We start from the raw sequence: 25,978 nt of genomic DNA on the forward strand, positions 1-25,978 counted from the left end.
ATGGTGCGCAAGCGGCCCGGGCTGCGCAACCGGGAACCCCAGACAATTCCCGTTATTCAGGCTGGCCTACTCCGCCAGATGCACCCGCCGGTCCTCGCCGACCTCGATGCCGGGCGCGACCACGACCTCCCAGGGATGGCCGTCGGGGTCCGCGAAATAGCCGGAATAGCCGCCGTAATCGGTCTCATGGGCGGCCTTCACCAGATTCGCCCCCTTGCCGAGGGCGAAGGCCATCACCGCATCGACCTCGTCCCGTGTCCGACAGTTCCAGGCGATCGTCATGCCGCGAAAGGTCGTCGGCCTCGGCTGATCCGGCAACGCGGCGTCCGCCGCGAGCTGATTCCACGGAAACAGCGCGAGCACCGGACCGCCGGTATCGTAGAACGCGACGGCCTCTCCGGTCGCCTTCAGCCGGCGCGAGAAGCCGAGCGCGTCGTAAAAGGCGATGCTGGCGCGGATGTCACTCACACCGAGCGTGATGACGGTGAGCCGCGGCAGCGGAGGCTGGAGTTGCTTGCTCATGCGACGCCTCTTCCACTCCCGGTCAGAACAGGCTGAGCTGATCGCCGCTCCGCTTCGGCCGCGCAAAGTGATCCGTCGTAAGCTTTGAGCGCCGCTTGTTGAGGCCAAGCCTGTCGCAGGCAATCTCGAAGCGGCGGCCGATGGTCCAGGCCATCGGTCCCGTGCCCTTCATCCGCTCGCCCCATTTCGCATCGTAGTCGCGCCCGCCGCGCATGTCGCGGATCAGCGTGAAGACGTGGCGATAGCGGTCCGGATAGTTCGCCATCAGCCATTCGCGGAAGAGATCGCGCACCTCCAGCGGCAGCCGCAGCAGCACATAGGAGGCTTCCTTGACGCCGGCATGGGCGGCGGCATCGAGAATGCGCTCGATCTCGGAATCGTTCAGCGCTGGGATCACGGGCGCGACCATCACGGTGGTGGGAATGCCGGCGTCCGAAAGCTGCTTCAGCGCCTCCAGTCGCTTCGGCGGCGTCGAGGCCCGCGGCTCCATGGTGCGCGCCAGTTTTGGATCGAGCGAGGTGACCGAGATCGCGACCTTGGCGAGGTTGCGCTTTGCCATGCGCGCGAGAATGTCGATGTCGCGCACCACCAGCGCGGATTTGGTGACGATGCCGACGGGATGGCCGGCGCGTTCCAACACCTCGAGGATGCCGCGCATGATCTTCCGCTCGCGCTCGATCGGCTGGTAGGGATCGGTGTTGGCGCCGATCGCGATCATCCGCGGCTCATAGCCGGTCGCGGCGAGCTCCTTCTCGAGCAGCGCGGGCGCCTCAGGTTTCACAAACAGCTTCGATTCGAAATCAAGCCCCGGCGACAGGCCGAGATAGGCATGGGTCGGCCGGGCAAAGCAGTAGACACAACCATGCTCGCAACCGCGATAGGGATTGATCGAGCGGTCGAAGCCGATATCGGGTGAGTCGTTGCGGGTGATCACCTTGCGCGAGGTATCGACCCCCACACTGGTCTTGAACGGCGGCAGCTCTTCCAGGCTCTGCCAGCCGTCGTCGAAGGCGACGCGCGCCTCGGCCTCAAAGCGGCCGCTTGCATTCGACTGCGCACCCCGCCCTCTCCGGCGCGCGCGGTCGATGGCGACGCCGAGCTCTGGAAAATCGGCTGGAAAATCAGAGTCCGCACCCGCCGGCTCGGAGGGCGCCGTGACCGGCGGGTGCTTGTGAGCATGAGAGGATGCTGCTGGACTCATGAAGCCAAGATAGCACGGCAAAGGAACAAATCAAGAACACAAACGAAAAACTGAAAAACAACCCCATGCAAAGTTGCGGCCCAAATTTCGGGCGCGGTCCTTTGACCTCACGCAACACGCCCGACATGGCGATTTCGTTTGATGCCGGTCAGGGATCAATCGCCGCGGAACAATGTTGGTGACGATCGCCGGGTGAAGGTCAGCAGGAACATGACAAAGCAACAACAATCGGCCTCAGCGAGCAGCGACCTCGGTCTCCTTGATAGCTACTGGCGCGCCGCGAACTACCTCTCCGTCGGGCAAATTTACCTGCTGGACAATCCTCTGCTGCGCGAGCCCTTGCGCCCCGAGCACATCAAGCCGCGTTTGCTCGGCCATTGGGGTACAACGCCCGGCCTGAACTTCATCTACGCCCACCTCAACCGCGTCATTCGCACGCTTGATGTCAGCGTGCTCTATGTCTGCGGCCCCGGCCATGGCGGGCCGGGCATGGTCGCCAACACCTATCTGGAAGGCAGCTACAGCGAGATCTATCCTGATATCGCGCGCGATGCGGACGGCATGCGCAAGCTGTTCAGGCAGTTCTCGTTCCCCGGTGGCATTCCGAGCCACGCCGCGCCGGAAACGCCGGGCTCGATCCACGAAGGCGGCGAACTCGGCTACGCGCTGGTGCATGCCTATGGCGCGGCGCTGGACAATCCTGATTTGATCGTTGCCTGCGTGGTCGGCGACGGCGAAGCCGAGACCGGTCCGCTCGCCGCGTCCTGGCACTCCAACAAATTCCTGAACCCCGCCCATGACGGCGCGGTGCTGCCGATTCTGCATCTGAACGGCTACAAGATCGCCAACCCGACCGTGCTCGGGCGGATGCGCGACGAGGAAATCCGCGATCTCTTCCGCGGGTTCGGCCACGAGCCGCTGTTCGTCGAAGGTGATGAGCCCAAATTGATGCACCAGGCCATGGCGGATGCGCTCGACGTCGCGCTCGCCAGCATCCGCTCGATCCAGCAGCACGCACGGGACGGGCGCGGAAGCGTCGAGCGGCCGCGCTGGCCGATGATCGTGCTGCGCAGCCCGAAGGGCTGGACCGGTCCGAAAGAGGTCGACGGCAAGAAGGTCGAGGGCTTTTGGCGCGCACATCAGGTCCCCGTCGCAGGCTGCCGTGAAAATCCGGCCCATCTCAAAGTGCTCGAAGACTGGATGCGCAGCTACGAGCCGGAAAAACTGTTCGACGAAAGCGGCGCGCTCATCCCCGAGCTTCAGGCGCTCGCGCCAGAAGGCCTCCGCCGCATGGGCGCCAATCCGCATGCCAATGGCGGCCTCCTGAAGAAAGAGCTGAAGCTGCCGGACTTCCGCAACTTCGCAATCGAAGTGCCGCAGCCCGGCGGCCTCATGGCCGAAGCGACGCGCGAGCTCGGCAAATTTTTGCGCGATGTCATCCGCCTCAACGCGAAAGAGCGCAACTTCCGCATCATGGGCCCGGACGAAACCGCGTCAAACCGTCTGGACGCGGTGTTCGAGGAGACTGAACGCGTCTGGATGGAGCCGATCGAACCTTACGACGTGCATCTGGCGCAAGACGGCCGCGTCATGGAAGTGTTGAGCGAACATCTCTGCCAGGGCTGGCTCGAGGGCTATCTGCTCACCGGCAGGCATGGCTTCTTCTCGTGTTACGAGGCCTTCATCCACATCGTCGATTCCATGTTCAACCAGCATGCCAAATGGTTGAAGGTCACGCGCGAGCTGCCGTGGCGGCGGCCGATTGCGTCGCTCAATTACCTCTTGACCTCGCATGTCTGGCGTCAGGACCATAACGGCTTCAGCCACCAGGACCCCGGCTTCGTCGATCTCGTCGCCAACAAGAAGGCCGATATCGTCCGCATCTACTTCCCGCCTGATGCCAACACGCTGCTGTGGATCGCCGACCATTGCCTGCGCACCTACAACCGCGTCAACGTGATCGTCGCCGGCAAGCAGCCGGCGCCGCAATGGCTGTCGATGCAGGAGGCGGCCACGCATTGCGATGCCGGCATCGGCATCTGGACCTGGGCGGGTACGGAAGCTGCAGGTCAGGAGCCCGACGTGGTCATGGCCTGCGCCGGCGACGTGCCGACGCTGGAGACCCTCGCCGCCGTCGATCTCTTGCGCAAGGCGCTGCCGGACCTGAAGATCCGCGTCGTCAACGTCGTCGATCTCATGACGCTGCAGCCGCAGGAGCAGCATCCGCACGGCCTGTCCGACCGCGACTTCGACAGCCTGTTCACATCAGACAAGCCTGTCATCTTCGCCTATCACGGCTATCCATACCTGATCCACCGGCTGACCTATAACCGCACCAACCATGCCGGCATGCATGTGCGCGGTTTTGCCGAGGAAGGCACCACGACGACGCCGTTCGACATGGTCGTGCTCAACGAGCTCGACCGCTATCACCTCGCGATCGAGGCGATCGAACGCGTGCCCGGGCTCGCGGCGAAGGCGGCTCAGGCCAAGCAGCAATTCCGCGACAAGCTGATCCAGCATTCGCGCTATGTGAGGGAGCACGGCGAGGACATGCCCGAGGTCCAGGACTGGGTCTGGCCCAACAGCTCCGGCGGCAATACCCCGACTGAGGCCGGCGACTAGCCATGTCGGAAACGGTCCTCGTCCTCAACTCGGGATCGTCGAGCATCAAGTTCGGCCTGTTCGAGATCTCGGCGACTGAGCCCACCCTGCTTTACAAGGGCCTGCTCGACGAGCATGAGGCAAAGCCTGGGCTCGTCGTGAAGAGCCCCGCGGGCGAAGACCTGTTCGAGACGCGAAGAGAAGCGGCGGACGCCGACGGTGGCCATCTGTTCGCCGACGTGCTGACCTTCATCGAGGACCGGTTCGGCGAACGCAGCCTGCGCGCCGTCGGCCACCGCATCGTTCACGGCGGGCCCGATTATTCAGGCCCGGTCACACTGACGGACGACGTCACCGCGAAGCTGGAGGCATTGACGCCGCTGGCCCCGCTGCACCAGCCGCGATGCCTCGCGCCGGTTCGTAGGTTCACCGCGATCCGGCCTGCGCTGACGCAGATCGCGTGCTTCGACACCGCCTTCCACCACGGCCTCGCGCCGCCCGCGAGCCGCTTCGCGATTCCGAGGCGTTATGAGGAGCGCGGTGTCCGGCGCTACGGCTTCCACGGCCTCTCCTTCGAATATGTCGCGGGCCGCTTGGCCGAGATCGCGCCGCAGCTCGTCGCAAAACGCACCGTCATCGCGCATCTCGGCAATGGCGCCAGCCTCTGCGCGCTGCGCGACGGCCGCAGCATCGACACCACGATGGGGCTGACGCCGCTCGACGGTCTCGTGATGGGCACACGCTCAGGCACGATCGATCCCGGCGTCCTGCTCTATCTACAACAGCACGAGAACATGACGGTCGAGGAGGTCCAGCACCTGCTCTATCACGAGTCCGGCCTCCTCGGCGTCTCCGGCCTCTCCGCGGACATGCGCACACTGCTCGCGAGTAGGGAAGTTGCTGCGCGAGAGGCGGTCGATCTGTTCGTCTTCCGGGCGGTACAGCAGATCGCGATGATGGCCACCACGCTTGAAGGACTGGACTGTCTGGTCTTCACTGGCGGCATCGGCGAGCATGCGAAGGAGATCCGCGGCGCGATCGGCGAGCGCCTGGCGTGGCTCGGCGTGCGGATCGATGCGGCTGCGAATGATGAAGCGCGCGAGCGGATCGGCGGAAGAGGCAGTGCCGTCGAAGTGTTCGTCATTCCGACGAATGAGGAACAGGTGATAGCACGGCATTGCGTCGCGATGCTGCGGACGAAAACCCAGGTATCGTAGGGTGGGCAAAGCGAAGCGTGCCCACCACCTCTGTCTGGTGGGCACGGCGCAAGCGCGCCTTTGCCCACCCTACGATAAGACTCGCGGAGAGACAGCCCTCTCGCCGCCCTAATGTGTCCCCGACAATATCTGAAAACACCCGATCGCGACCTCGATCACGATCAGCACCACCACCGCGATCTCGAGGCGCAGCGAGCGCTGGGTGTCGATGATGTCGGTGAGCGCGTTCGCGGTCTCCGACACCGCGGTGAGCTTGCGCTCGAGCGTGTCGAGGCGCTCCTTCAGTTCGTATTCGTCTTCGAGACGGGAATAGAGCCGGTCGAGCTCGGGCTTCTCCCAGAGCACGTCGGGCTTCTCGGCGATGGCGACGCGACCGGCGACGCGCTGCTGCACCAGCAATGCATTGCCGATCAGTTGCAGAATGCCCTTGCGCCGGCGCGGCGTGCGGCCGTATTCCGCGAGCTCCCGCGCAAAGGGCTCGATCACGTCGAAGACCGCGGCGACGCGGCGCTCGTCGCGCGCCAGCGACGTGCTCTTGGCGAGCGCATCCGCAACCAGCAGCAGCCGGTCGTCGGAGAATTTGGCGAGGCAGATCGGCCCGCCCGGCTGGATCGCCTCGGCGGCCTCATCGGTGCAGAGCTGCGCCTGTGCGATCTCCTCCTCAAAGGGACTGAGCTCTCCGGTCACGCGTGACTTCAGGTTGTCGATGAGGACCTTCTCCTCCGAAGGGAGCAGGCCGATCAGCACCACGACGCCGTAGCGGAAGATCACGGCAAGACCGGCATGGACGCGGAAGGCGGCCGGCGTCGAGGACACCAGCGTGCCGAGCTCCAGGCCAGAGGCATTGATGCGGTCGCCCAGCATCAGCGCCCGGATCCGCAAGGTCGGCGCAGCCTCCTGCTTTGGCGACGTTGACACCGTACCAACGGCGAGTTGATCGGCGTTCATATGAAGCCTCCGCCGGCACCAAAGTCACACATTTCCCGAACCTTTCTTGCAAGGCGCATCCTCCTTGCAGGGAGCCAACTGCCCGCGCGGCGCACGATCCCGCCGTGAAACCACGGGTTAACACCCTCGGGATGGGCTTGTGCCGAAACATTCGGCAACATTGCCAGCCTGCCCATGACACATTTGGCCGCGACAGCTGCTGCAGTTTACCATCGGACGCCGATGCGCCGCGAGAAAGTTGCGCTCGGCAGCGCCACGTGTTTATGACACCATCATAACAAGCTACGCTTCTCCCGAAGTGCAGACATTGAAGCTTTAATCCATGCTGAGCGTCATCATTCCGACCGAAGGCGTCGAGCAGACTGCGGTGGCGACTCTGGCCGCGCTGGTCCCCGGCGCCGCCGCCGGAATCATCCGGGAGGTGCTCCTGGTCGACGGCACCCGCACCGGCGTTATCGAGCGCGTTGCCGACGTCGCAGGCTGCCGTTTCGTCGGCTTCGAGGGATCCTCGCAAGGCGCCGCGCTCGCAGCCGGCGCACTCCAGGCCCGCTCGCCGTGGCTGATGTTCCTGCCCGCGGGCGCCGTGCTGGAAACCGGCTGGATCGAGGAAACCACCCAGTTCATCCAGGCCGTCGCGACCAGCGGACGGGACCGTGCTGCGGTATTCCGCTATGCGCGCTCGCCTTACGCGGATCGCGGATTGCGCGACATCCTCCGCGCCGTCGCGCGCACGCTTATCGGCCCGCTCAGCGACCAGGGACTTTTGATCGCGCGAGACCATTACGACCGGATCGGCGGCTACCCGCCGCAGGCCCGACGCCCCGAAGCGCGGCTGCTCCGGCGGCTCGGCCGCTCGTCCCGGACCATGCTGCGCAGCCGGATCGTCATGACGGGCTGAAGCCGCGATACTTGCCAAAGTCAAATAATTAATTGACAATGGCGAATATCGAGGTGTCCCATGCCATCCAGCTCTTCGCCGGTAACCCCGGCGGCCGAACCGATCGCCGGCGATCAAATCGCAGCGGTCCGCGCCTTCAACCGCTTCTACACCCGCAAGCTCGGTGTGCTCGACCAGCACCTTGGAAAGACCCCGTTTTCGCTCAGCGAGGCCCGGGTGCTCTATGAACTCGCGCATCGCGACGACCTGGCGGCAAAACAGATCGGCCTCGAACTAGGTCTCGACCCCGGCTATCTCAGCCGTATCGTCCAAAACTTCGACGAAAAGGGGCTGATCACGCGAAAGCCCCTGCCCGCGGATCGCAGGCAATACCAGCTCAGCCTCACCGCCAAGGGCCGCCAGACCTACGCCAAGCTGAACCTGAGCTCACAAAACGAAGTCGCCGCCATACTGGCTCAGCTTTCGGCCGACGATGCCACGCGGCTCACGCAGGCCATGGCGACCATCGAGGCGGTGCTGGAGCAACGTCGAACCCAGCCCGCTTCTTTCATGCTACGCAGCCATCGCGTCGGCGACATGGGCTGGGTCACCTCCCGCCAGGCCGCCGCCTATGCCGCGGACTACAACTGGGACATCAGCTACGAGGCGCTGGTCGCCGAGATCTGCGCACAGTTCATCAGGAACTACGACGCCGCGCGCGAGCACTGCTGGATCGCGGAAGTGGGTGGCGAGCCGGTCGGCTCGATCTTTCTGGTCAAGGCCACGGACGAGATCGCCAAGCTGCGCCTGCTGCAGGTGGAGAAGAAAGCGCGGGGCCTCGGCGTCGGCCGCGCGCTGGTCGAGCAATGCATCCAGGGCGCCCGGGAAAGGGGTTACAGCAGGATGACGCTGTGGACGCAGAGCATCCTGGTGGCCGCACGCGGCATCTATCAAAGCGCAGGCTTCAAGCTCGTGAAGGAAGAGAAGCACCACAGCTTCGGTGCCGATCTGATTGGCGAGACCTGGGAGCGAGATCTCTGATCTCGCAACGAGCACGATGCAAGCCTTAGCGAGATGCTCGTTGATGTGCCCTCGCCCCTTGTGGGAGAGGGCATCTCCGCTCGCAAATACAGACTCGCTTGGGTGAGGGGTCTGTCTCCGCGCATTCCGTGTGAAGAGAACCCCTCATCCGGCGCTTCGCGCCACCTTCTCCCACAGGGGAGAAGGAAGAGCACCTGTGTCGGCGCTACACCGTCGCGCCTTGCGCCTTCGGCCTTCGCAGATGCTCGTCCAGGCGTGGCATGATCTCGACGAAATTGCAGGGCCGCGTGCGGTAGTCGAGCTGGGCTGCAAGGATGCCGTCCCAGCCGTCGCGGCAGGCGCCGGGGGAGCCTGGCAGACAGAAGATGTAGGTCGCTCCGGCAACGCCCGCTGTGGCGCGGCTCTGGATCGTCGACGTCCCGATCTTGGCGTGGCTCAGCATGTGGAACGCGATCGAGAAACCGTCCATGCGCTTTTCGAACAGCGGCTCGATCGCCTCCGGCGTGACGTCGCGCCCGGTAAAGCCGGTGCCACCGGTGGTGATGACGACGTCGACGCCGGCGTCCTCGATCCAGCGGCGGATCACGGTGCGGATGGCCTCGACGTCGTCGGTGACAATCTCGCGCGCTGCGAGATGATGCCCGGCAGCCAGGAGGCGGTCGGTCAGGGTCTGGCCGGACTTGTCATCCGCAAGCGCGCGCGTGTCGGAGACGGTGAGCACCGCGATGTTGAGCGGGATGAATTGTTTTGCTTCGTCGATGGAGGCCATTCGCTGCACCTTCTCTCCCACCCACCGCCGTCACCCTGAGGTGCGCGTCCTTACGCGCCTCGAAGGATGGGCCGCGGACTCGCCATCCTTCGAGGCGCGCAAGAGCGCGCACCTCAGGATGACGGATAACTACATCTGTCCGCCGCCGAACGTGTTGCAGGCCTGGACCGTGCCCTGCTGATAGCCGGTCATGAACCACTGCTTGCGTTGCGCGGCCGAGCCATGGGTGAAGGAATCCGGCACGACGCGTCCCGTGGCCTGACGCTGCAGCGTGTCGTCGCCGATCGCGCTCGCCGTGGTCAGCGCGGCGTCGATGTCGCCGGCTTCCAGGAAGTTCGGCCGCTTTTTCGCCTCGCGATTGACCCAGACGCCGGACAGGCAGTCGGCCTGCAACTCCACCTTCACCTGCAGCGCATTCGCCTCCGCCTTCGAGCCGGCCTGCTGCTGCAGCCGCGTCACGCGCGGAATGATGCCGAGCAGGTTCTGGATGTGGTGGCCGGCTTCATGCGCGATGATGTAGGCGGTGGTGAAATTGCACGCCGACTTGCCGGAGCAGCCGCGGAAGCGCGTCTCGACCTCGCGGAAGAACGAGGTATCGAGGAAGATGGTGCGATCCGGCGGACAATAGAACGGCCCCATCGCCGACTCCGCCCGGCCGCAGCGGCCGCCATTGGTGACGTTGCGGAACAGCACGACCTTCGGACCGGTGTAGGACTGGCCCGAGGCCTGGAAGATTTCGCTCCAGCGATCGTCGATCTCGCCGAGAATACCGGAGATCATGCTGCCCATCTCGTCGGTCGGCGCGCCGCGCTTGGCGGAGGTGGACTGACGGTCGGTCTGGTAGCTCGGCGCCTGGCCGCCGCCGGTGAGGATCTCGGCGCCGCCGATCAGGATGCGCGGATCGATGCCGAAGGCGTAGCCGACCAGGCCAAGCACGATAATGGTACCGATGCCGAGCCCGCCGCCCCCCATCGGCAGCCCGAACCCGCCTCCTCCACCGCCGCCGCCACCATCATCGCGACGATCCTCGATGTCGTCGCTGCGGCGGAAATCATCGTAGCGCATGGCGGGTTTTCCTCAGTCCTCGATTGGCGTCATTCGGACGCAGAAGCGCGAAAGCTCAACGCGCCACACACGTAAAATTTCCATTGCGTTAATCAATATCCCGCTCGGCAATTATTGCCTAGTGCGACAGCATGCCGGTGCCAGCAATTTTTTCCGAGGATCGAGCAATTTTTTCCGAGAGAAATTCGACGCCTTTCTGGGGCCATGATCGCTCCCGCAATGCGACGAAACGCGAAATACACTGCAAAACACGACGAATGCGCATGATGAATCGCACGCGAGGAGTGATGCGCGGCCTGCTCACGAAAGCGGCGGGTTAAGTCGATTTTTACTTTGCCGCTTCATTGTAACGGTCAGTCGGTTGTTTGGTCCCGCGTCGCCGACAGCGTCGCCTGAGTCAGAGTTCTTGAGTCATGGTAGAGTCGCGTCGCGGGGCGTCTGCAAGGGCGCCCCGCACAAATTTTGAGTCTCCTTCGCATCGCATCATTCTCGGCGATTGCGTCGCCGAGATGTCGAAGCTTCAGGCAGGTTCGGTCGACCTTGTGTTCGCCGATCCGCCCTACAATCTCCAGCTCAAGGGCGATCTCAAGCGCCCCGACGAATCCCACGTCGACGCCGTCGATGACGACTGGGACAAGTTCGATTCGTTCTCCGCCTATGACGATTTCACCCGCGCCTGGCTGCTGGCGGCCCGCCGCGCGATGAAGCCGTCGGCGACGATCTGGGTGATCGGCTCCTACCACAACATCTTCCGCGTCGGCGCGATCATGCAGGACCTCGGCTTCTGGCTCCTGAACGACATCGTCTGGCGCAAGTCGAACCCGATGCCGAATTTCCGCGGCCGCCGCTTCACCAACGCGCACGAGACCATGATCTGGGCCGCGCGCGACGAAAAGGCCAAGGGCTACACGTTCAATTACGAGGCGCTCAAGGCCGCCAACGAGGACGTGCAGGCGCGTTCCGACTGGCTGATCCCGCTCTGCACCGGCGAGGAGCGCCTCAAGGGCGCCGACGGCAAGAAAGTGCATCCGACGCAGAAGCCGGAAGGCCTGCTCGCGCGCGTGCTGCTGTCGTCGTCGAAACCCGGCGATCTCGTGATCGATCCGTTCAACGGCACCGGCACCACCGGCGCCGTCGCAAAGCGCCTCGGCCGCTCCTATATCGGCTTCGAGCGCGACAAGATCTATGCCAAGGCCGCCGAAGCGCGCATCGCCGCGGTCGAGCCGCTGCCGGAGGCAAGCCTCGCCCCGTTCATGACTGCGCGCGAAGCGCCGCGGGTCGCGTTCTCCGAACTGATCGAACGCGGCATGATCATGCCCGGCACGAAGCTGTTCGACGCCAAGAAGAAGCTCGGCGCCCTGGTGCGCGCCGACGGCGCCATCATGTTCGGCGACAAGGTCGGCTCGATCCACCGCATCGGCGCGGTGGCGCAAGGCGCGCAGGCGTGCAACGGCTGGACGTTCTGGCACATCGAGACCAAGAAGGGTCTCAAGCTGATCGACGAGCTGCGCGCCGAAATCCGCGCCGGCATGGCGGCGGAGTAGGCCTCCTCTGCCCTCGTAGGGCGGGCAAAGCGAAGCGTGCCCACGTCCTGCCCAATTGATGCGAAGACGTGGGCACGGCGCTTCGCGCCTTTGCCCACCTACGGCACCTTGAATGCCGCCGCCGTCAGGACTAGATTCGCCCATCAGCCCCGTCCTAACCGGCCGGCTCCCATGCGACGACAGTCCGAGACATTGCTGTTGGTGCCGCTGCTGCCGATCTTCCTGGTCGGCATGTTTCCGATGTTCCTGATCGCCCTGCTCGGATTCTTCGGCCTCGCGCTGTTCGGCGTGCTGGTGATCTGCGTCGGGCTCGCCAGCAGCAACGAGGCTCACGACAATTTCAATCACGACGTCATCGTTCATGGCTATTCGCGCGGATCGGAGCGCAAGGCGCGGGCCGGCGACATGCATCTCGCCACACGGCTCGGCCTGCGCCTGGAGGCGGTCGGCGCGGTGATGGTCATTACGGCGGCGATCGGCCTTTGTTACGCCGGCTGATCTGCGCAGGGCGCAGATACCGCCCGGCAAACTCGCCGGTTGCCCTCCCTACGGAGGTTCGGGCAAGAGAAGACGACCCTGCGGCGATGACGCCGCGTTCGCTCTCGGCAAGAAACACTGGGGAGATGTGTGATGCTCAAATTCTATTTCAACGGTTCGCCGAACCCGACCAAAGTCGCGCTCTATCTCGAAGAGTCCGGCCTGCCCTACGAACCGGTAAAGATCGACACCCGCAAGGGCGAGCAATTCACGGCGGACTATCTGAAGGTCAATCCGAACGCCAAGGTGCCGGCGATCGACGACAATGGGACGATCGTGTTCGACTCGAACGCCATCCTGCTCTACCTCGCCGAGAAGACCGGCAAGTTCCTGCCCTCAGCCAGCGTGCGTGGCGAGATGCTGTCATGGCTGATGTTCATCGCCACCGGCGTCGGGCCCTATTCGGGCCAGGCGGTGCACTTCAAGCATTTTGCGCCGAAGGACCAGAACCACGACTACGCCCATAACCGCTATCAGTACGAGACCGATCGCCACTACAAGATTCTCGACGGTCACCTCGAAGGCCGCCGCTACATGGTCGGCGACAGCTACTCGATCGTCGACATGGCGCTGTGGGGCTGGGCGCGGATGCTGCCGTTCAAGCTCGGCGACGACGCCTTTGCGCGATACCCGAACGTGAAGCGGCTGGTGGACGAGATCTCGGCGCGCCCGGCAGCCGCGCGCGCGATCGCGCTGAAGGACAAGTTCGCCTTCAAGGCCGAGATGGACGATGAGGCGCGCGCCAACATGTTCAAGCACATGACGACCAAAGTGGCCTGATCGCGCCACGCCGCAATTGAGGGCCACGCGGGTGCGCGTGGCCCTTTGCTTTTCAGCTCAGGCGGCGTGAACCGAGCTCAGGAACTTGGCAACTTCCTGCTTCAACCGGTTGCTGTCGGCCGACAGCAAGCGCGCCGCCGACAGCACCTGCGAGGAGGCTGAACCGGTCTCGGACGCCCCGCGCTGCACGTCGCCAATATTGGTCGAGACGCGCTGGGTGCCCTGAGCGGCCTGCAGTACATTACGCGAGATTTCCTGCGTGGCCGCGCCCTGCTGCTCCACCGCGGCGGCGACCGCAGAGGAGATCTCGGACAGCCGCTCGATGGTACCGCTGATCTCCCGGATGGCGCCGACCGACTGCTCGGTGGCGGCCTGGATGTTCGCGATCTGCTGGCCGATCTCGCCGGTCGCCTTCGCGGTCTGCTCGGCGAGCGCCTTGACCTCGGTGGCGACGACGGCAAAGCCGCGGCCGGCATCGCCCGCACGCGCCGCCTCGATGGTGGCGTTGAGCGCGAGGAGATTGGTCTGGCCTGCAATGGTGCTGATCAGCTCGACGACGTCGCCGATCCGGGCCGCCGCCTTGGAGAGCTCGCCGACGCGATCGTTGGTCCTGCTCGCCTGGCCGACGGCCTCGCCCGCGATGCGGGCGGATTCCTGCACCTGGCGGGCGATCTCCCCGACCGAGGACGACAGCTCCTCGGTCGCGGTGGCGACCGCCTGGACATTCGCGGTGGCTTCCTGCGATGCGGAGGCCACCTCCGTCGACAGGTCCTGGGCCCGCGAGGCGGTCGTGGTCAGGGTGCCGGCTGAGGCCTCCAGTTCGCTCGATGCCGACGACACGGTGTCGACGATCTCGCCGACCGCCTGCTCGAACTGGTCGGCGAGCCTGACCATGTCTTTCTTGCGGCTTTCGGCCTGCCGCGCCTCGAGCTCGCTCTGCTCGGCGCGCATGCGCTCGGTGTCGATCATATTGTCCTTGAACACCTGGATCGCCTTGGCCATGTCGCCGATCTCGTCGGCCTTGCCGCGGCCGGGGATCTCGACCTCGAGATTGCCGCCGGCGAGCCGTCCCATCGCGCTCGTCATCGAGGTCAGAGGGCCGACGATGCTGCGGGCGATCAGGAAGGCGACGATGCCGCCGAACAGGATAGCCAGACCGCCTGCAATCTCCTGAATGGTCGTCGTGCCGGCGATCACCGCTTCGGCATGGGTGCGCGAGTCCTGATAGTCCTTCTTCAGGGTCGTTTCAGCGGCCTTGAGCCTGCCGATGCTGTCGACGATGAGGGGCGCGAGGTTCTTGTGATAGATCTCGTCGGCCTGGAGCATCGCGGCGGAGGTCGCCTCGAACGCGGATTTGTAGATGCCGAGCGAGGTCTTCACCGGCGCGAGCGTGGATCGCAATTCCGCTGCCTGAGGGCTCTTTTCGATCGCCACGAGCCGCTGCGCCGCCCTGTCCACACTCGCCCGGAAGTTGGCCGGCCCCTGGGTGTCGCGCAGGGCCAGGAAACGCCAGTTTGCGACCCGAACAAGGAGGATCCTGGATTCGAGGTCGGCGACCAGGGCCGCAGTGTCTTCGTCGACGGCTGCGCGTGCCGCGTCGACCAGCTTGCCCATCTTGACGGCCAGCTCCTCGCCGCTCGGCAGCAACGTCGCCTTGCCCGTCCTCGTCTCGTTGACGGCGTCTGCGAGGTTGTCACGCAGGCGCCGCATCTTGGCGACGTCGTCGATGAGGCCGTTGTAGAGCGCCCGCCGCTCCTCCGAGAGCGTCCCCCTCGCGCCGACCCGCAACAGCTCGGTCGCCGCGGTTTCGCGCTCTTGCGCTTCCTTCATCGCGGGCTCGTTGGCATCGTAGACGTAGCGCAGATTAGCGCGCTGGATTGCCTGAAGGTGGGTCGAGATCTCCAGCACGCGCGCCGTGCTGTCCGAGAGCGCGGATTGTCTTGCGACCTGATCCTGCACCGCCCACAAATTCCAGACGGCAACCACCGCCATCACGAGACCAACCGCCACCAGGGCCATGAAGCCTGCGTACAGGCGTCCCCTGATCCGCAAACGAAACTTCGGCATTCCCACTGTCCACCCAGATGCATTCCACTTCGAGCGGCCGAACGCTTCCGGCGATCGTCACCGGCCACCCTGGCAGCCGCGCTCGCATCCTTGCGACCCACGCTGCACCGCGACACAATGGATGACACTCGTTAATTGAACCTTCAAATTCCTCGCGCGTGCGCGCCTCACCGCACATGAGATGTGCTGATTTTATCGGCAGCTATGCGAAGTCATGCAAGAATCCGCAGCGGCGTGCATAGCGTCGTACGCGAACCTCTAGAGGGCGCTGGCCTGCTGCAATTTGCCGAGTGCGTGCTCGACCACTTCGAGCGTGTACGGCTTCTGGACGACCGGCATGGAGGCTAGCTCCGCCGGAAGCGGCGCGCGCTCCCCATAGCCGGTTGCGAAGATGAAGGGCACGCCGATCTCTTTCAGCTTCTGCGCGACCTTGATGCTGCTCTCGCTGCCGAGGTTGAGATCGAGCAACGCAAAGCTCGGCCGCGTGCGTTCGATCGAGCGCAGCGCCTGGTCGACGGTTGCGGCGGTGTCGACGTGGCGGGCGCCGAGATCGAGCAGGATGACCTCCGCCGCCATTGCGATGATCAGATTGTCCTCGACGATCAGCGCGGTCTCGGAAATCCGGGGACGGCTCGACTCCTGCTCCTCGATGCGCATGGCGGCTCCTGCGATTGACGGCACCAATTCAACGAAATTGGGGGGAATGACGAACTTCGCCTGCACCCCCAGAAGGTCGAAGCGGATTTCGGCATCGCCCTTGAGATCGAACGGCACCGAGCGCTCAATGATCGTGGTGCCGAAGCCGCGCCGCGACGGCGGCTGCACCGGCGGACCGCCGCTTTCCTTCCATTCGATCACGAGGCTCGACGAGGGATCGAGGCGCCAGACCACCTCGACACTCCCGGTGGAATCGGCGAGCGCGCCGTATTTGGCGGAATTGGTCATCATCTCGTGCACGACGAGCGCCAGCGTGGCGAAGGCCTTGGGATCGAGCGCCACGTCGGGCCCGCCGATCTTCACGCGGTCAGCGCGCGACCCGAGATAGGCGCCCGCCTCGGATTCCAACAGGGTCCGCAGCGCCACCGGCGCCCAGTTCAAATTGGTGATCTGGTCATGGGCGCGGGCCAGGGCCTGGATGCGGCCGCCGAGAACGCTGGCAAACTCCTCGACGTTCATCGCGGTGTCCTTGCTCTGCGCCACCAGCGCGCGGACCAGGCTCAGGATGTTGCGGACGCGGTGGTTGAGCTCGGCGATCATCAACTCCTGCCGCTCCTGGGCACCGCGGCGCTCGCGCGCGGCGAGATCGGACAATTGCAGGATCACTTCCAGCAGTGTGACGCGCAGGCTCTCGGCGATGCGGATGTCGGCCGTCGACCACGGTCTCGACTGGCCCTCCACCGTCTCCTGCCAGAGCTCGAAACTCTTGCGCGGCGTCAGACGCGGTCCATTCGGGCCCTCGTCGTAGACCTTGTCGGGGGCGCCGGCCCAGTTCACCGAACGCGTCAGCTCGCGCCGGAAGAAGATCAGGCAGTCGCGCGGGGTCCGCGAGATCGGAATGGCGAGAAATCCCGCCGCGCGATCACGGAAGGCCTGGCCGGCGGCATAGACCTTGGCGATATCAGCGCTGGCGAAGATCCGCCCCGGCGAGGTCCGGTTGATGAAGGCGACGAGATCCTTCACCTCGTCCTCGGTCGGCGTCTCGCCCTGACGCGCGATCTTGTTGTCGGACCACACCGCGACGCCGTCGCAGTCGATCATCTTGCGATAGTCGCCGAGGAAGTCGACGATCGCGCGGCGGCTGTGCTCGTGCGAGGCCGCGATCTCGATCAACCGCTCCTGGACCTGGTGGGCGCGGGCCTCATAGGCGACGTCGCCCTCGCGCTCGCGCCCCTCGACGATCCAGGAGAACATCTGCCCGAACAGTTCGGAGGCCGTCCGCTTGTCGAACGAGATGTAACGCGGCGAATAATGATGACAGGCGAACAATCCCCATAGCTTGCCGTCGCGCAGGATCGACACCGACATCGAGGCAGCCACCCCCATGTTGCGCAGATATTCGATATGTATCGGCGAGACCGAGCGCAGCACACTCATTGAAAGGTCGAGCAATCCCGCATTGTGCGTCGCCGTCGACATCAGAGCGGCCGGCCTGGCGTTGATGTCGGCGATGATGCGCAGCCAGTTGCGCTGGTAGAGGGCACGCGCCTGCCTCGGGATGTCCGATGCGGGATAGCGCAGGCCGAGGAAGGATTCGAGACCCGTCTCCGCGGTCTCGGCAATCACCTCGCCCGATCCGTCCGGATGAAACTGATAGACCATGACGCGATCGAAGCCGGTCAGCACCTTGAGCTGGCGCGCCGCCTCGCGCGCGAGGTCGGTCATGCCGCGCGTCTTGCGGATCCGGTCGAGCATCAGGCGGACAAGCTCGCCGGAATTGACGCCCGGCTCGTGCACGCTCGGCTCCGCCTCGACGATGAGATAGACGCCCGAGAAATGGATCGAGAGATCGTAAAGCGGCTTGCCGGCCTGGAGCCCGACACCGAACAGGCGCTCGGTCGCATCCGGCCCGCTCAGATGATCGACGCGGCTGCGGATGGTCTCGACGGCGGCTGCGGAGATGACGCTCGACAACGGCTGCAGGAGCAGATCGGCGAAGTCACTTCCAAGAAAGCTGCCGGCATTGTCCGAGGCCATGCAGATCGTGAAATCCGAGAGCACGACGAGCACGAAGCCAAACGGCTGCACGGTGCCGGGAATGTGGATCGGCTCGCGATCGCAATTGGTGAGATCGACCGCCTCGTTCATGCGCGGTCCGCCGCCCGCTCGAACGCGGCAAAGGCAACGCGCGCCGACGTGATCACCTCGACCTCGTCGCACTCTTCTTCGTCTTCGAGCTTTGACAGGAAACTCTGCCAGAGCCGCTTGCCCGTGCCGTGGCGGAGGTAGCTGGTGGCCCCGCCGATGCGCGGATCGGTCGCATCGGCAATCATCTTCAGCAGAAATTTCGCGCCGAGCCGGGAGCCCTCCAGCACGTACATGGTGCCAAGCACGCCGCTGCGCGTGAGTGGCGGCACGGACACCGTCGCCGCCGCGCTTGCGCCCAGGCGTTCGAGATCGGTCGCAATGGCAGCGCTCCGCGACCGCTCCGGCCAGTCCGGAAAGAGCTCCTCCACACCGGCGTCAACCAGCGCGGCTTCGAGCGGAAGAAGGGCACCGGCACTGGCATGAAGAAAGCAGCGATAGCCGGAAAAACCGGTCAGATCGAACGCTGACAGTTGCGAATCGAGCTCGCGATGGGCATCCGACGTCGCATCTCTCAGGCGTTCACGGAGACCGGAAAAGCTGCGGCCCGCATGTCTCGTAACGTCCGAAGCCCCAACCAGCATGCAATTCCCAAAAGCTCGCGGTCTCGGGCGCGATGCCCCAGCAAGCCACAAAAACGTGGCCGAGCTGCAAAGGTTCCTGAGGGTCCGGGATTCAAGCCGGAAGCGGCGCGGGCGGCGTTTCCTCTTGATCGATCTATTTCCGCCGCACAGGCTTTGTCAGTTCGTAGGCAATCTCGGCGCGGGTCATCCCGCAGTCCTGAAGCTCCCGCTCGGTCATCGCAGCGAGCTGGCATCGGACCCGGGACCGCTGGCGCCGGGCCCGCACGAGGTCCACCAGCGTCCGCCACACCCGCACAAACATCGTGAGGCGTGACGGACAGGGCCGGCCGGTGGACGCGACGCCGTCCAAGCCGGTCAGCTCGCAGCCGGTGCTTGCGGAAACGGGCCCAGCGCCCTCTCGGTCAGGATCGAGTCGCAGTACTCGCGGATTTCCTTGATCTTGCCGTCCTCAAGACGAAACACCAGGCAATAGTCGTTGTCGTAGCGCACGCCCTCAGGCGTGACGTTGTCGCCCTTGGCCTCCACGACGACCACATCGCCGTCGGCGATGAAGCGATGCGCGACCGTGCGCGTGCGGTCGCGCAGGCGGGTGCGCACATAGCCGTGCAGATCGTTGAGGATCGCCTCCTTGCCCGCAAAGGTGCGGGACCAGGAATATTGTCCGGTCACGACCCATTTGGCATCCTCGGCAAGGCTTGTGGTGAACAGGGCGCGATCGCGCGCGGCCGGATCGGGATTGGCGGCGGCGGCAAAAATATCCTGCATCAGTTTCTTGTTGGCGCTCGCGCTCATGGCGGCATCTCCTTTTTGGTGAGAACGCGGAGATCATCGCCGGCCGATCGACATTCTTCAAATCGATAGTAGATATGATATGTATTCGTCTTATGAATTTGAATTCGCTTGACCTCAACCTGCTGACCGCGCTCGACGCATTGCTGCGCGAGGCCAGTGTCAGTCGCGCCGCGCTCCGGATGGGCCTGTCCCAGCCGGCAGCGAGCCATGCGTTGCAGCGCCTGCGCGACATTCTCGGCGATCCGCTGCTGGTGCGCACCGGCGCGCGCATGGAGCTGACGCCGCGGGCGCAGGCCCTGCGCGCACCGCTCGCTCAGGCGCTCGACCAGGTGCGCGGACTGTTCGTGCCTGACGAGTTCGACGCGGCACGCAGCGAGCGGCAATTCCGCCTGATGATGCCCGACCTGGCAGTCGAGCTGCTGATGCCGCCGCTGATGGAGAAGGTGACGCGTCTTGCGCCCAACGTCCGCATCGACGTCGTGCCATGGCGGGGACCTGCGATCTTCCACACCGAGTTCGCCCGCACCATCGACCTCGTGATCGCGATCGGCAATGCGTTCAAGGGGTTTCATCGCCAATTGCTCTATACCGACAGTGACGCGCTGGCGGTGCGGCGCGGCCATCCAATCGGCGCCAAACTTAAACGGCGCGAGGCGTTCCTGGCCGCACGCCATGTCGGCGTGGTCATCCGCGGCCAGCCCGAGGATCTCATCGACACCTGGCTGCGGGCCAAGGGCATCGAGCGGCACATCTCGCTGGCCGTGTCAGGCTATCTCGAAGCGCTGCACGTCGCCGCCCGTACCGACCTCGTCGCCTTCGTGCCGCGCCGGCTGATCGCCGCGCTGTCGAAGCAGCTCGGCCTCGTCGCAGTGACGCCGCCGCTCGATCCTGGGATCGACGAACAGTTCATGTTCCATCCGACCCGCGCGCAGATGGACCCCGGCTCGATCTGGTTGCGGCGGCTGATGCTGGAAACGGGGCGGGCGTTGGAGAAGAAATCTTCGTAGGGCGGATTAGCCGAAGGCGTAATCCGCCGCTGGCTTCCCGTTTGGAAACCGAAGTGGCGGGTTACGCTTCGCTACCCGCCCTACGTTCCGGAAAAAGATCGTGGGCACGACGCTGCGCGCCTTTGCCCACCCTATGAGCCGGCGCGCGTTACGCCTTCTGCGCGGCCATCACCTTTGCCACCGCGGGGCGGTCCGACATGCGTTTGAAGTGATCGGCGATCTTCGGCGTTGCGTTGATGTCGACGCTGTCGCCTTCGAGCCAGGTCGAGAGGGTGTAGAGATAGGGATCGCAGATCGTGTACTGATCGCCCATCACCCAGGGTCCCCGAAGCATCTTCTGCTCCATCAGCACGAAGCAGGCGGCCATGGTCTGCGGGACCTTAGCCTTCATGTCGGCGAACGAGCTCTCCTGCGTCGCCCAGCGCGCGCCGCGCATCTTGTGGGCATGGTTGATGTGCACGGTCGAGCAGAGATAGGAGTTGAACGACTGCACCTGGGCGAAGTCGAAGGGATCGTCGAGCGGCGCGAGCTTCGCCTTCGGGAACGTCTGCGCGAGGTAAGCCAGCATCGCCGGCGTCTCGGTGAGGACGCCGCGATCGGTCACCAGCGCCGGCACGCGGCCCTTCGGGTTAATCGCGAGATAGTCCGGGCTGTTCTGCTGGTTGTCCTTGAAGCTCAGCCGTTCAGCCGTGTAGTCGGCGCCGGCCTCCTCCAGGGTGATGTAGGTGGCGAGCGCGCAGGTGCCGGTGGCGTAGTAGAGCTTGAGCATGGCGGACCTCATGGGAAAACCGGAGGTTATCGGCCCTCGTCCGCGCCGTCCATAGGCGAGCTCTTCGCAGTTGCCCACCGCCGCCCTGCTATGCGAAGACGCGTCAATCGGAGGGGGATTTTGTCATGACCGTACTCATCGCCGGTGGCGGCATCGGCGGGTTGACGCTTGCGCTCAGCCTGCACCAGATCGGCGTTCCCGTAAAAGTGTTCGAGAGCGTCGCCGAACTGAAGCCGCTCGGCGTCGGCATCAACGTGCTGCCGCATGCGGTGCGTGAGCTGATCGAGCTGGGCTTGATGGACAGGCTGGATGCCAGCGGCGTACGGACCCGTGAGCTCGCCTATTTCTCCAAGCACGGCAAGCCGATCTGGAGCGAGCCGCGGGGGCTCGAGGCCGGCTATAAATGGCCGCAATTCTCGATCCATCGCGGCACGCTGCAGCAGCTCCTGCTCGACACCGCGGTCGAGCGGCTCGGCCGCGAGAACATCCTCACCCGCCACCATCTGACCGGCTGGACCGAAACGGCCGAGGGCGTGCGCGCCGACTTTATCGACAGGGCAACCGGCAAGGCCGCGGGAACTTACGACGGTGCGATCCTGATCGCCGCCGATGGCATCCATTCCGCCGCGCGCGAAAAGCTCTATCCGGGCGAAGGCCCGCCGATCTGGAACGGGCGCATCCTCTGGCGCGGCGTCACGCCGGCAAAGGCCTTCCTCACCGGCCGCACCATGATCATGGCCGGGCACGAGATCCTGAAATTCGTCTGCTATCCGATCAGCAAGGCGTCGGACGCGGCCGGCAATCATCTGATCAACTGGGTCGCCGAGCGCCACATGCCGCCGACCTATCAGTGGCGGCGCGAGGACTACAACCGCACTGCGCGGCTCGAGGAGTTTCTGCCCTGGTTCGAGAGCTGGCAATTCGACTGGCTCGACGTGCCCGGCCTGATCAAGAACTGCCCGCACGCCTATGAATATCCGCTGGTGGACCGCGATCCGGTCTCGCAATGGACCTTTGGCAAGGTCACGCTGATGGGCGATGCCGCGCATCCGATGTATCCGATCGGATCGAACGGCGCCTCGCAGGCGATCCTCGATGCCCGCACCATCACCCGCGAGATTCTCGCGCATGGACCGACGAGCGCGGCGCTGCTCGCCTATGAGGCCGAGCGCCGGCCCGCGACCACCGACCTCGTCCTGCTCAACCGCAAGAACGGCCCCGAACAGGTGATGCAGCTCGTCGAGGAGCGCGCGCCCGACGGCTTTGAGGTCGTCACCGACGTGCTGTCGCAGCAGGAGCTGGAAGACATCGCCGCCAACTACAAGCGCGTCGCGGGATTCCAGGTGGAAGCGTTGAACGCGAAGCCGCCGATCGTGAGCAAGGACGCGCGGCGGATTGAGGCGTGAGTTTCTGCACCAGGCGAGATGCGCATGACTGTGCCCTCGCCCCTTGTGGGAGAGGGCGGCGACGCCGGTAGACACAACCTCAGTTGGGTGAGGGGTCTGTCTCGGCGCGCGCATCTCGCGATTTGAATCCGCGGAGAGATACCCCTCATCCGGCGCTCCGCGCCACCTTCTCCCACAAGGTGAAAAGGGGTACCGCATGCGCGACGAGACTATTTGCCCACCACCCTCGCCGCTTCCAGCAATCGCTCGCTCGCGCTTGCCGTCGCCAGCACCGTGCCGTCCTCCGCCATCAGCTTCGCCTCGACGAACGCAATCGTCCTGCCGAGCTGCGTGACCTTCGCTTCGCCGATGATCGGCCCCGGCTTTGCAGGCGCCAAAAAATTCACGGTCATGCTGATGGTCGTCGTGTAGAGCCGGCCCTCGCTCATCACCAGCACGGCCGGGCCCATCGTGTCGTCGAGCATGGCCGAGAGCATGCCACCCTGGATGAAGCCGGCCGGATTGCAGAACTCCGGCTTGCCGTTGAAGGCGAGCCTGATCCAGCCCTCCCCGGGACGGGCATCGAGCAGGCGCCAGCCGAGCAGCTCGGCGCAGGGCGGCCTTGGAAAGTTGTCGAGCGCGGTCTTGACCATGGCGAACCTCCGTTGCCGTCAACCGATAGCGCAAGCCTGCTGACAACCTGGTGTCAGCAGGATCAGTCCTGGAGATTCAATCCGTGCGCGATCACCTTGCGCATCACGTTGGGCAGCGCTTCGCCGGCAAGGGTCGCGATCGGAACCCAGCGCATGCCCTCGGGCGCGCGCGTGCGGGCGTCGGCCTTCGCCGTGTAGACCACCAGCTCCAGCGGAAAATGCGTGAAGATGTGGGTGACCACGCCCAGCTTGCGCTGCCAGCGCGACAGCCCCTTCAGCTCCGGCGCCTGCTGCTTCGCTGTGGCGTCTTTCTGGCCGGCAAGCCAGTCCGAGCCGGGCACTTCGGTCATGCCGCCGAGCAGGCCCTTTTCCGGCCTTGAGCGGACAAGCAGCTCATCGCCGCGCGTGACGACGAAGGCGGCGCCGCGGCGGAGCGTCCCGCTCTTCTTCGGCGCCTTGCGCGGGAACGTCTCCTGCGTGCCTTGTGCACGCGCCGTGCAATCCTCAGTGAACGGACACAGCGAGCAGGCCGGCTTCTTCGGCGTGCAGATCGAGGCGCCCAGATCCATTAGCGCCTGCGCGCTGTCGCCGGCGCGAGAGTTCGCCAGCAGCGTCGCCGCCAATTGCTGGATCAGCGGCTTGGCCTGCGGGAGCTCTTCTTCGACAGCAAAGAGCCGCGACACCACCCGCTCGATATTGCCGTCGACCGGCATGGTGTGACGATCGAAGGCGATCGCCGCGATCGCCGCCGCCGTGTAGGGCCCGATGCCCGGCAGTGCACGCAGGCCCTCCTCGGTGTCGGGAAAGGTGCCGTCATGGTCGCGCGTCACGGCGACCGCGCAGGCATGGAGGTTGCGTGCGCGCGAATAATAGCCGAGCCCGGCCCACATCCGCAGCACGTCATCCTGTGAGGCCCGTCCGAGCGCGGTGACCTCAGGCCAGCGCGCGACGAATTTTTCGAAATAGGGGCCGACCGCCTTCACCGTGGTCTGCTGGAGCATGATCTCCGACAGCCAGACGCGGTAAGGATCCGATGCCTCTCCGGGCGCCGCACGCCAGGGCAATCGGCGGCGGTGGCGGTCGTACCATTGCAGAAGTGCGATCGGGCGCGACAGGGTCTCCGCCTGACTGGGTTCCGATTTTGCCTTCAGCGCGGATTTAGGGCTCATGCTCACACTGTAGCGGCGTAACACCGATCTCTCCACGTCATGCCCGCGCTCGTTGCGGGCATCCACGTCTTTCTTCGCTGAACAACGTGGATGGCCGGGACAAAGCCGGGCCATGACGGCCGAGGTCTGTGGTCTTCCGCCTGAAGTGCTATAAAGCCCCCATGTCCAAATTCCCTCCCAAGCCCGGTCCGATCAGCGCCAAGCCGCTGGGGATTCTGCTCAACGACGTCTTTGCCGAGGCCTATGCCAAGCAGGGGTTTGCCGCGCGCGAGCTGGTGACGCGGTGGGCCCAGATTGCCGGGCCGGAGATCGCGGCTCATGCCGAGCCGCTGAAGATGCAATGGCCGCGGCCGGTGGAGGGCCAGCCGCAGGAGCCGGCGACGCTGGTGCTGCGGGTCGAGGGGCCGATGGCCCTTGAGATCCAGCATTCCGCCGACGTGATCCTGGAGCGGGTCAACCGCTTCTTCGGCTGGAGCGCGGTCGGCAAGCTCGCCTTCCGCCAGGCCCCGCTGTCGCGCGCCCGGCGGCCGGTGCGACCCGGTCCGCCCGATCCCCAATCGGTGGCCAAGGTGGCGGAGAGCCTCGGCGACATCGAAGATGAACAACTGAAGACGGCGCTGGCGCGGCTAGGGGCCGCCATCAAGCGAAATTGAGCCTCATTCCGCCGCTAATCTGGACCTGTCCATAGCGCTCGCCATTGCCTCAAACGACGTTTCGAGCTAGCGACAGGCCGCCCGGCGGGAACTCCGGGCAAGACCTTGCCAATCCGGGAGCCGACCGTGATCATCACCCGCCGCGCCTTCACCACGATGCTGTCGCTGACCGGGCTTGCCGCGCTCGCCGGGTTCTCGCCGCTGCGCTTCGTCTCTGAGGCCATGGCACAGTCGGCCGGCGATGTGGCGAAGCCCGTGTCGCTGCCGGACATGGCGCTCGGCCCGAAGGATGCCGCCGTCACCATCACCGAATACGCCTCGATGACCTGCCCACACTGCGCCGCCTTCAACGAGCAGGTGTTCCCCAAGATCAAGAAGGAATACATCGACACGGGCAAGGTGCGTTACATCTTCCGCGAGTTCCCGCTCGATATCAAAGCCGCCGCCGGCTCGATGCTGTCGCGCTGCATCGCCAAGGAGGACGCGCCGAAATACTTCGCGGTCACCGACATGCTGTTCCGCCAGCAGAACGACTGGGTCATGAAGAACACCACCGAGACCCTGACGCGGATCGGCAAGCAGGCCGGCCTCACCCAGCAGCAGGTCGAAGCCTGCCTGAAGGACCAGGCGCTGCTCGACAAAATCGCCGCCGACCAGAAATATGCCAGCGACGTGTTGAAGGTCGATTCGACGCCGACCTTCTTCATCAACGGCGAGAAGATCAAGGGCGAGACCTCGTTCGAGGATTTCGCCAAGAAGATCAATCCGCTGTTGAAGAGCTGATTCGCACGCGACAATCCTGATTCGCGCATCTAAAGCCGTATCTTTCCCGGCATAAATCCCTTGGGAAAAGCGGCTTTCGCTGGTTGCCCTTGCGGCGCACCGCGGCCATTGTCCAGCCGCATGAGCCGCCTCGCGCGACTCACCCAGAGAGCGACATTGCCTTTCATGGTATTGTCCCGGCAGGGGGATTCGCGCCTGCCAACAGAGAT

General features: G+C 64.9%; 24 protein-coding genes. 11 read left to right on the forward strand and 13 right to left on the reverse strand.

Annotated features, from left to right (window positions below; translation table 11 throughout):
• Positions 1 to 66: 66 nt before the first annotated feature.
• A complete protein-coding gene (locus IVB26_RS30295; protein WP_247968720.1) occupies positions 67 to 522 on the reverse strand; it encodes a VOC family protein in 456 nt (151 codons plus the stop codon).
• A gap of 22 nt (positions 523 to 544) precedes the next feature.
• Complete coding sequence (locus IVB26_RS30300) at positions 545 to 1,723, reverse strand: PA0069 family radical SAM protein (protein ID WP_247968721.1); 1,179 nt, start codon at positions 1,721 to 1,723, stop codon at positions 545 to 547.
• A gap of 210 nt (positions 1,724 to 1,933) precedes the next feature.
• On the opposite strand from IVB26_RS30300, the gene IVB26_RS30305 reads away from it, so the two are divergent.
• Together IVB26_RS30305 and IVB26_RS30310 are read left to right on the forward strand one after the other, a co-directional pair.
• The gene (locus IVB26_RS30305) at positions 1,934 to 4,348 is read left to right on the forward strand and encodes a phosphoketolase family protein (protein ID WP_247968722.1); all 2,415 of its coding nucleotides are present in this window, start codon (positions 1,934 to 1,936) and stop codon (positions 4,346 to 4,348) included.
• Positions 4,349 to 4,350: 2 nt separating this feature from the next.
• The gene (locus IVB26_RS30310) at positions 4,351 to 5,544 is read left to right on the forward strand and encodes an acetate/propionate family kinase (RefSeq protein WP_247968723.1); all 1,194 of its coding nucleotides are present in this window, start codon (positions 4,351 to 4,353) and stop codon (positions 5,542 to 5,544) included.
• Positions 5,545 to 5,652: 108 nt separating this feature from the next.
• Here the strand turns inward: IVB26_RS30310 and IVB26_RS30315 are convergent, their stop codons facing one another.
• Positions 5,653 to 6,492: an RMD1 family protein gene (locus IVB26_RS30315; protein WP_247968724.1), complete on the reverse strand. Its 840-nt coding sequence runs from the start codon at positions 6,490 to 6,492 to the stop codon at positions 5,653 to 5,655.
• Between the two features lie 322 nt (positions 6,493 to 6,814).
• On the opposite strand from IVB26_RS30315, the gene IVB26_RS30320 reads away from it, so the two are divergent.
• Positions 6,815 to 7,390 (forward strand): glycosyltransferase family protein, encoded by a 576-nt coding sequence (locus IVB26_RS30320; RefSeq protein ID WP_247968725.1) that lies wholly within the window; start codon positions 6,815 to 6,817, stop codon positions 7,388 to 7,390.
• A 60-nt stretch (positions 7,391 to 7,450) separates the two neighbouring features.
• Positions 7,451 to 8,410, forward strand: coding sequence for a bifunctional helix-turn-helix transcriptional regulator/GNAT family N-acetyltransferase (locus IVB26_RS30325; protein ID WP_247968726.1), 960 nt, complete (start codon positions 7,451 to 7,453; stop codon positions 8,408 to 8,410).
• 205 nt (positions 8,411 to 8,615) lie between these two features.
• Here the strand turns inward: IVB26_RS30325 and moaB are convergent, their stop codons facing one another.
• Positions 8,616 to 9,179 carry a molybdenum cofactor biosynthesis protein B gene (moaB, locus tag IVB26_RS30330; RefSeq protein WP_247968727.1) on the reverse strand — a complete coding sequence of 188 codons (564 nt, stop codon included), beginning with the start codon at positions 9,177 to 9,179 and terminating at the stop codon, positions 8,616 to 8,618.
• 129 nt (positions 9,180 to 9,308) lie between these two features.
• A complete protein-coding gene (gene ypfJ / locus IVB26_RS30335; RefSeq protein ID WP_247968728.1) occupies positions 9,309 to 10,244 on the reverse strand; it encodes a KPN_02809 family neutral zinc metallopeptidase in 936 nt (311 codons plus the stop codon).
• Between the two features lie 413 nt (positions 10,245 to 10,657).
• On the opposite strand from ypfJ, the gene IVB26_RS30340 reads away from it, so the two are divergent.
• From IVB26_RS30340 to IVB26_RS30350, 3 genes are all read left to right on the forward strand, one after another.
• Complete coding sequence (locus IVB26_RS30340) at positions 10,658 to 11,788, forward strand: site-specific DNA-methyltransferase (RefSeq protein WP_276578700.1); 1,131 nt, start codon at positions 10,658 to 10,660, stop codon at positions 11,786 to 11,788.
• Positions 11,789 to 11,959: 171 nt separating this feature from the next.
• Positions 11,960 to 12,286 (forward strand): hypothetical protein, encoded by a 327-nt coding sequence (locus tag IVB26_RS30345; protein WP_247968730.1) that lies wholly within the window; start codon positions 11,960 to 11,962, stop codon positions 12,284 to 12,286.
• A gap of 132 nt (positions 12,287 to 12,418) precedes the next feature.
• Positions 12,419 to 13,105 carry a glutathione S-transferase family protein gene (locus IVB26_RS30350; RefSeq protein WP_247968731.1) on the forward strand — a complete coding sequence of 229 codons (687 nt, stop codon included), beginning with the start codon at positions 12,419 to 12,421 and terminating at the stop codon, positions 13,103 to 13,105.
• A gap of 57 nt (positions 13,106 to 13,162) precedes the next feature.
• Here IVB26_RS30350 and IVB26_RS30355 read toward each other — a convergent pair whose 3' ends face one another.
• From IVB26_RS30355 to IVB26_RS30375, 5 genes are all read right to left on the reverse strand, one after another.
• On the reverse strand, positions 13,163 to 15,172 hold the full coding sequence (locus IVB26_RS30355) for a methyl-accepting chemotaxis protein (RefSeq protein WP_247968732.1): 2,010 nt from the start codon (positions 15,170 to 15,172) through the stop codon (positions 13,163 to 13,165).
• Between the two features lie 258 nt (positions 15,173 to 15,430).
• Positions 15,431 to 17,977: an HWE histidine kinase domain-containing protein gene (locus tag IVB26_RS30360; RefSeq protein WP_247968733.1), complete on the reverse strand. Its 2,547-nt coding sequence runs from the start codon at positions 17,975 to 17,977 to the stop codon at positions 15,431 to 15,433.
• Positions 17,974 to 18,558 (reverse strand): biliverdin-producing heme oxygenase, encoded by a 585-nt coding sequence (locus IVB26_RS30365; RefSeq protein ID WP_247968734.1) that lies wholly within the window; start codon positions 18,556 to 18,558, stop codon positions 17,974 to 17,976. The genes IVB26_RS30360 and IVB26_RS30365 overlap by 4 nt, the downstream gene beginning before the upstream one ends.
• A 133-nt stretch (positions 18,559 to 18,691) precedes the next feature.
• Positions 18,692 to 18,859 (reverse strand): DUF1127 domain-containing protein, encoded by a 168-nt coding sequence (locus IVB26_RS30370; RefSeq protein ID WP_247973308.1) that lies wholly within the window; start codon positions 18,857 to 18,859, stop codon positions 18,692 to 18,694.
• A gap of 53 nt (positions 18,860 to 18,912) precedes the next feature.
• Positions 18,913 to 19,350, reverse strand: a complete 438-nt coding sequence (locus IVB26_RS30375; protein ID WP_247968735.1) for a nuclear transport factor 2 family protein — start codon at positions 19,348 to 19,350, stop codon at positions 18,913 to 18,915.
• A 92-nt stretch (positions 19,351 to 19,442) separates the two neighbouring features.
• Between IVB26_RS30375 and IVB26_RS30380 the strand changes: the two genes are divergently transcribed.
• Positions 19,443 to 20,357 carry a LysR family transcriptional regulator gene (locus IVB26_RS30380; RefSeq protein WP_247968736.1) on the forward strand — a complete coding sequence of 305 codons (915 nt, stop codon included), beginning with the start codon at positions 19,443 to 19,445 and terminating at the stop codon, positions 20,355 to 20,357.
• Between the two features lie 148 nt (positions 20,358 to 20,505).
• Here the strand turns inward: IVB26_RS30380 and IVB26_RS30385 are convergent, their stop codons facing one another.
• On the reverse strand, positions 20,506 to 21,126 hold the full coding sequence (locus IVB26_RS30385) for a glutathione S-transferase family protein (RefSeq protein ID WP_247968737.1): 621 nt from the start codon (positions 21,124 to 21,126) through the stop codon (positions 20,506 to 20,508).
• A 125-nt stretch (positions 21,127 to 21,251) separates the two neighbouring features.
• Between IVB26_RS30385 and IVB26_RS30390 the strand changes: the two genes are divergently transcribed.
• A complete protein-coding gene (locus IVB26_RS30390) occupies positions 21,252 to 22,532 on the forward strand; it encodes a flavin-dependent oxidoreductase (protein ID WP_247968738.1) in 1,281 nt (426 codons plus the stop codon).
• A gap of 209 nt (positions 22,533 to 22,741) precedes the next feature.
• Here IVB26_RS30390 and IVB26_RS30395 read toward each other — a convergent pair whose 3' ends face one another.
• On the reverse strand, positions 22,742 to 23,164 hold the full coding sequence (locus IVB26_RS30395) for a PaaI family thioesterase (RefSeq protein ID WP_247968739.1): 423 nt from the start codon (positions 23,162 to 23,164) through the stop codon (positions 22,742 to 22,744).
• Between the two features lie 62 nt (positions 23,165 to 23,226).
• Positions 23,227 to 24,333 carry an A/G-specific adenine glycosylase gene (gene mutY / locus IVB26_RS30400; protein WP_247968740.1) on the reverse strand — a complete coding sequence of 369 codons (1,107 nt, stop codon included), beginning with the start codon at positions 24,331 to 24,333 and terminating at the stop codon, positions 23,227 to 23,229.
• 161 nt (positions 24,334 to 24,494) lie between these two features.
• Between mutY and IVB26_RS30405 the strand changes: the two genes are divergently transcribed.
• Positions 24,495 to 24,986 (forward strand): DUF721 domain-containing protein, encoded by a 492-nt coding sequence (locus IVB26_RS30405; RefSeq protein WP_247319718.1) that lies wholly within the window; start codon positions 24,495 to 24,497, stop codon positions 24,984 to 24,986.
• 126 nt (positions 24,987 to 25,112) lie between these two features.
• Entirely contained in the window at positions 25,113 to 25,769 is a 657-nt protein-coding gene (locus IVB26_RS30410) for a DsbA family protein (RefSeq protein ID WP_247968741.1), read from the forward strand.
• Positions 25,770 to 25,978 lie beyond the last annotated feature (209 nt).

Origin of the sequence: Bradyrhizobium sp. 195 (assembly GCF_023101665.1) — a bacterium.
Taxonomy (GTDB): Bacteria; Pseudomonadota; Alphaproteobacteria; order Rhizobiales; family Xanthobacteraceae; genus Bradyrhizobium.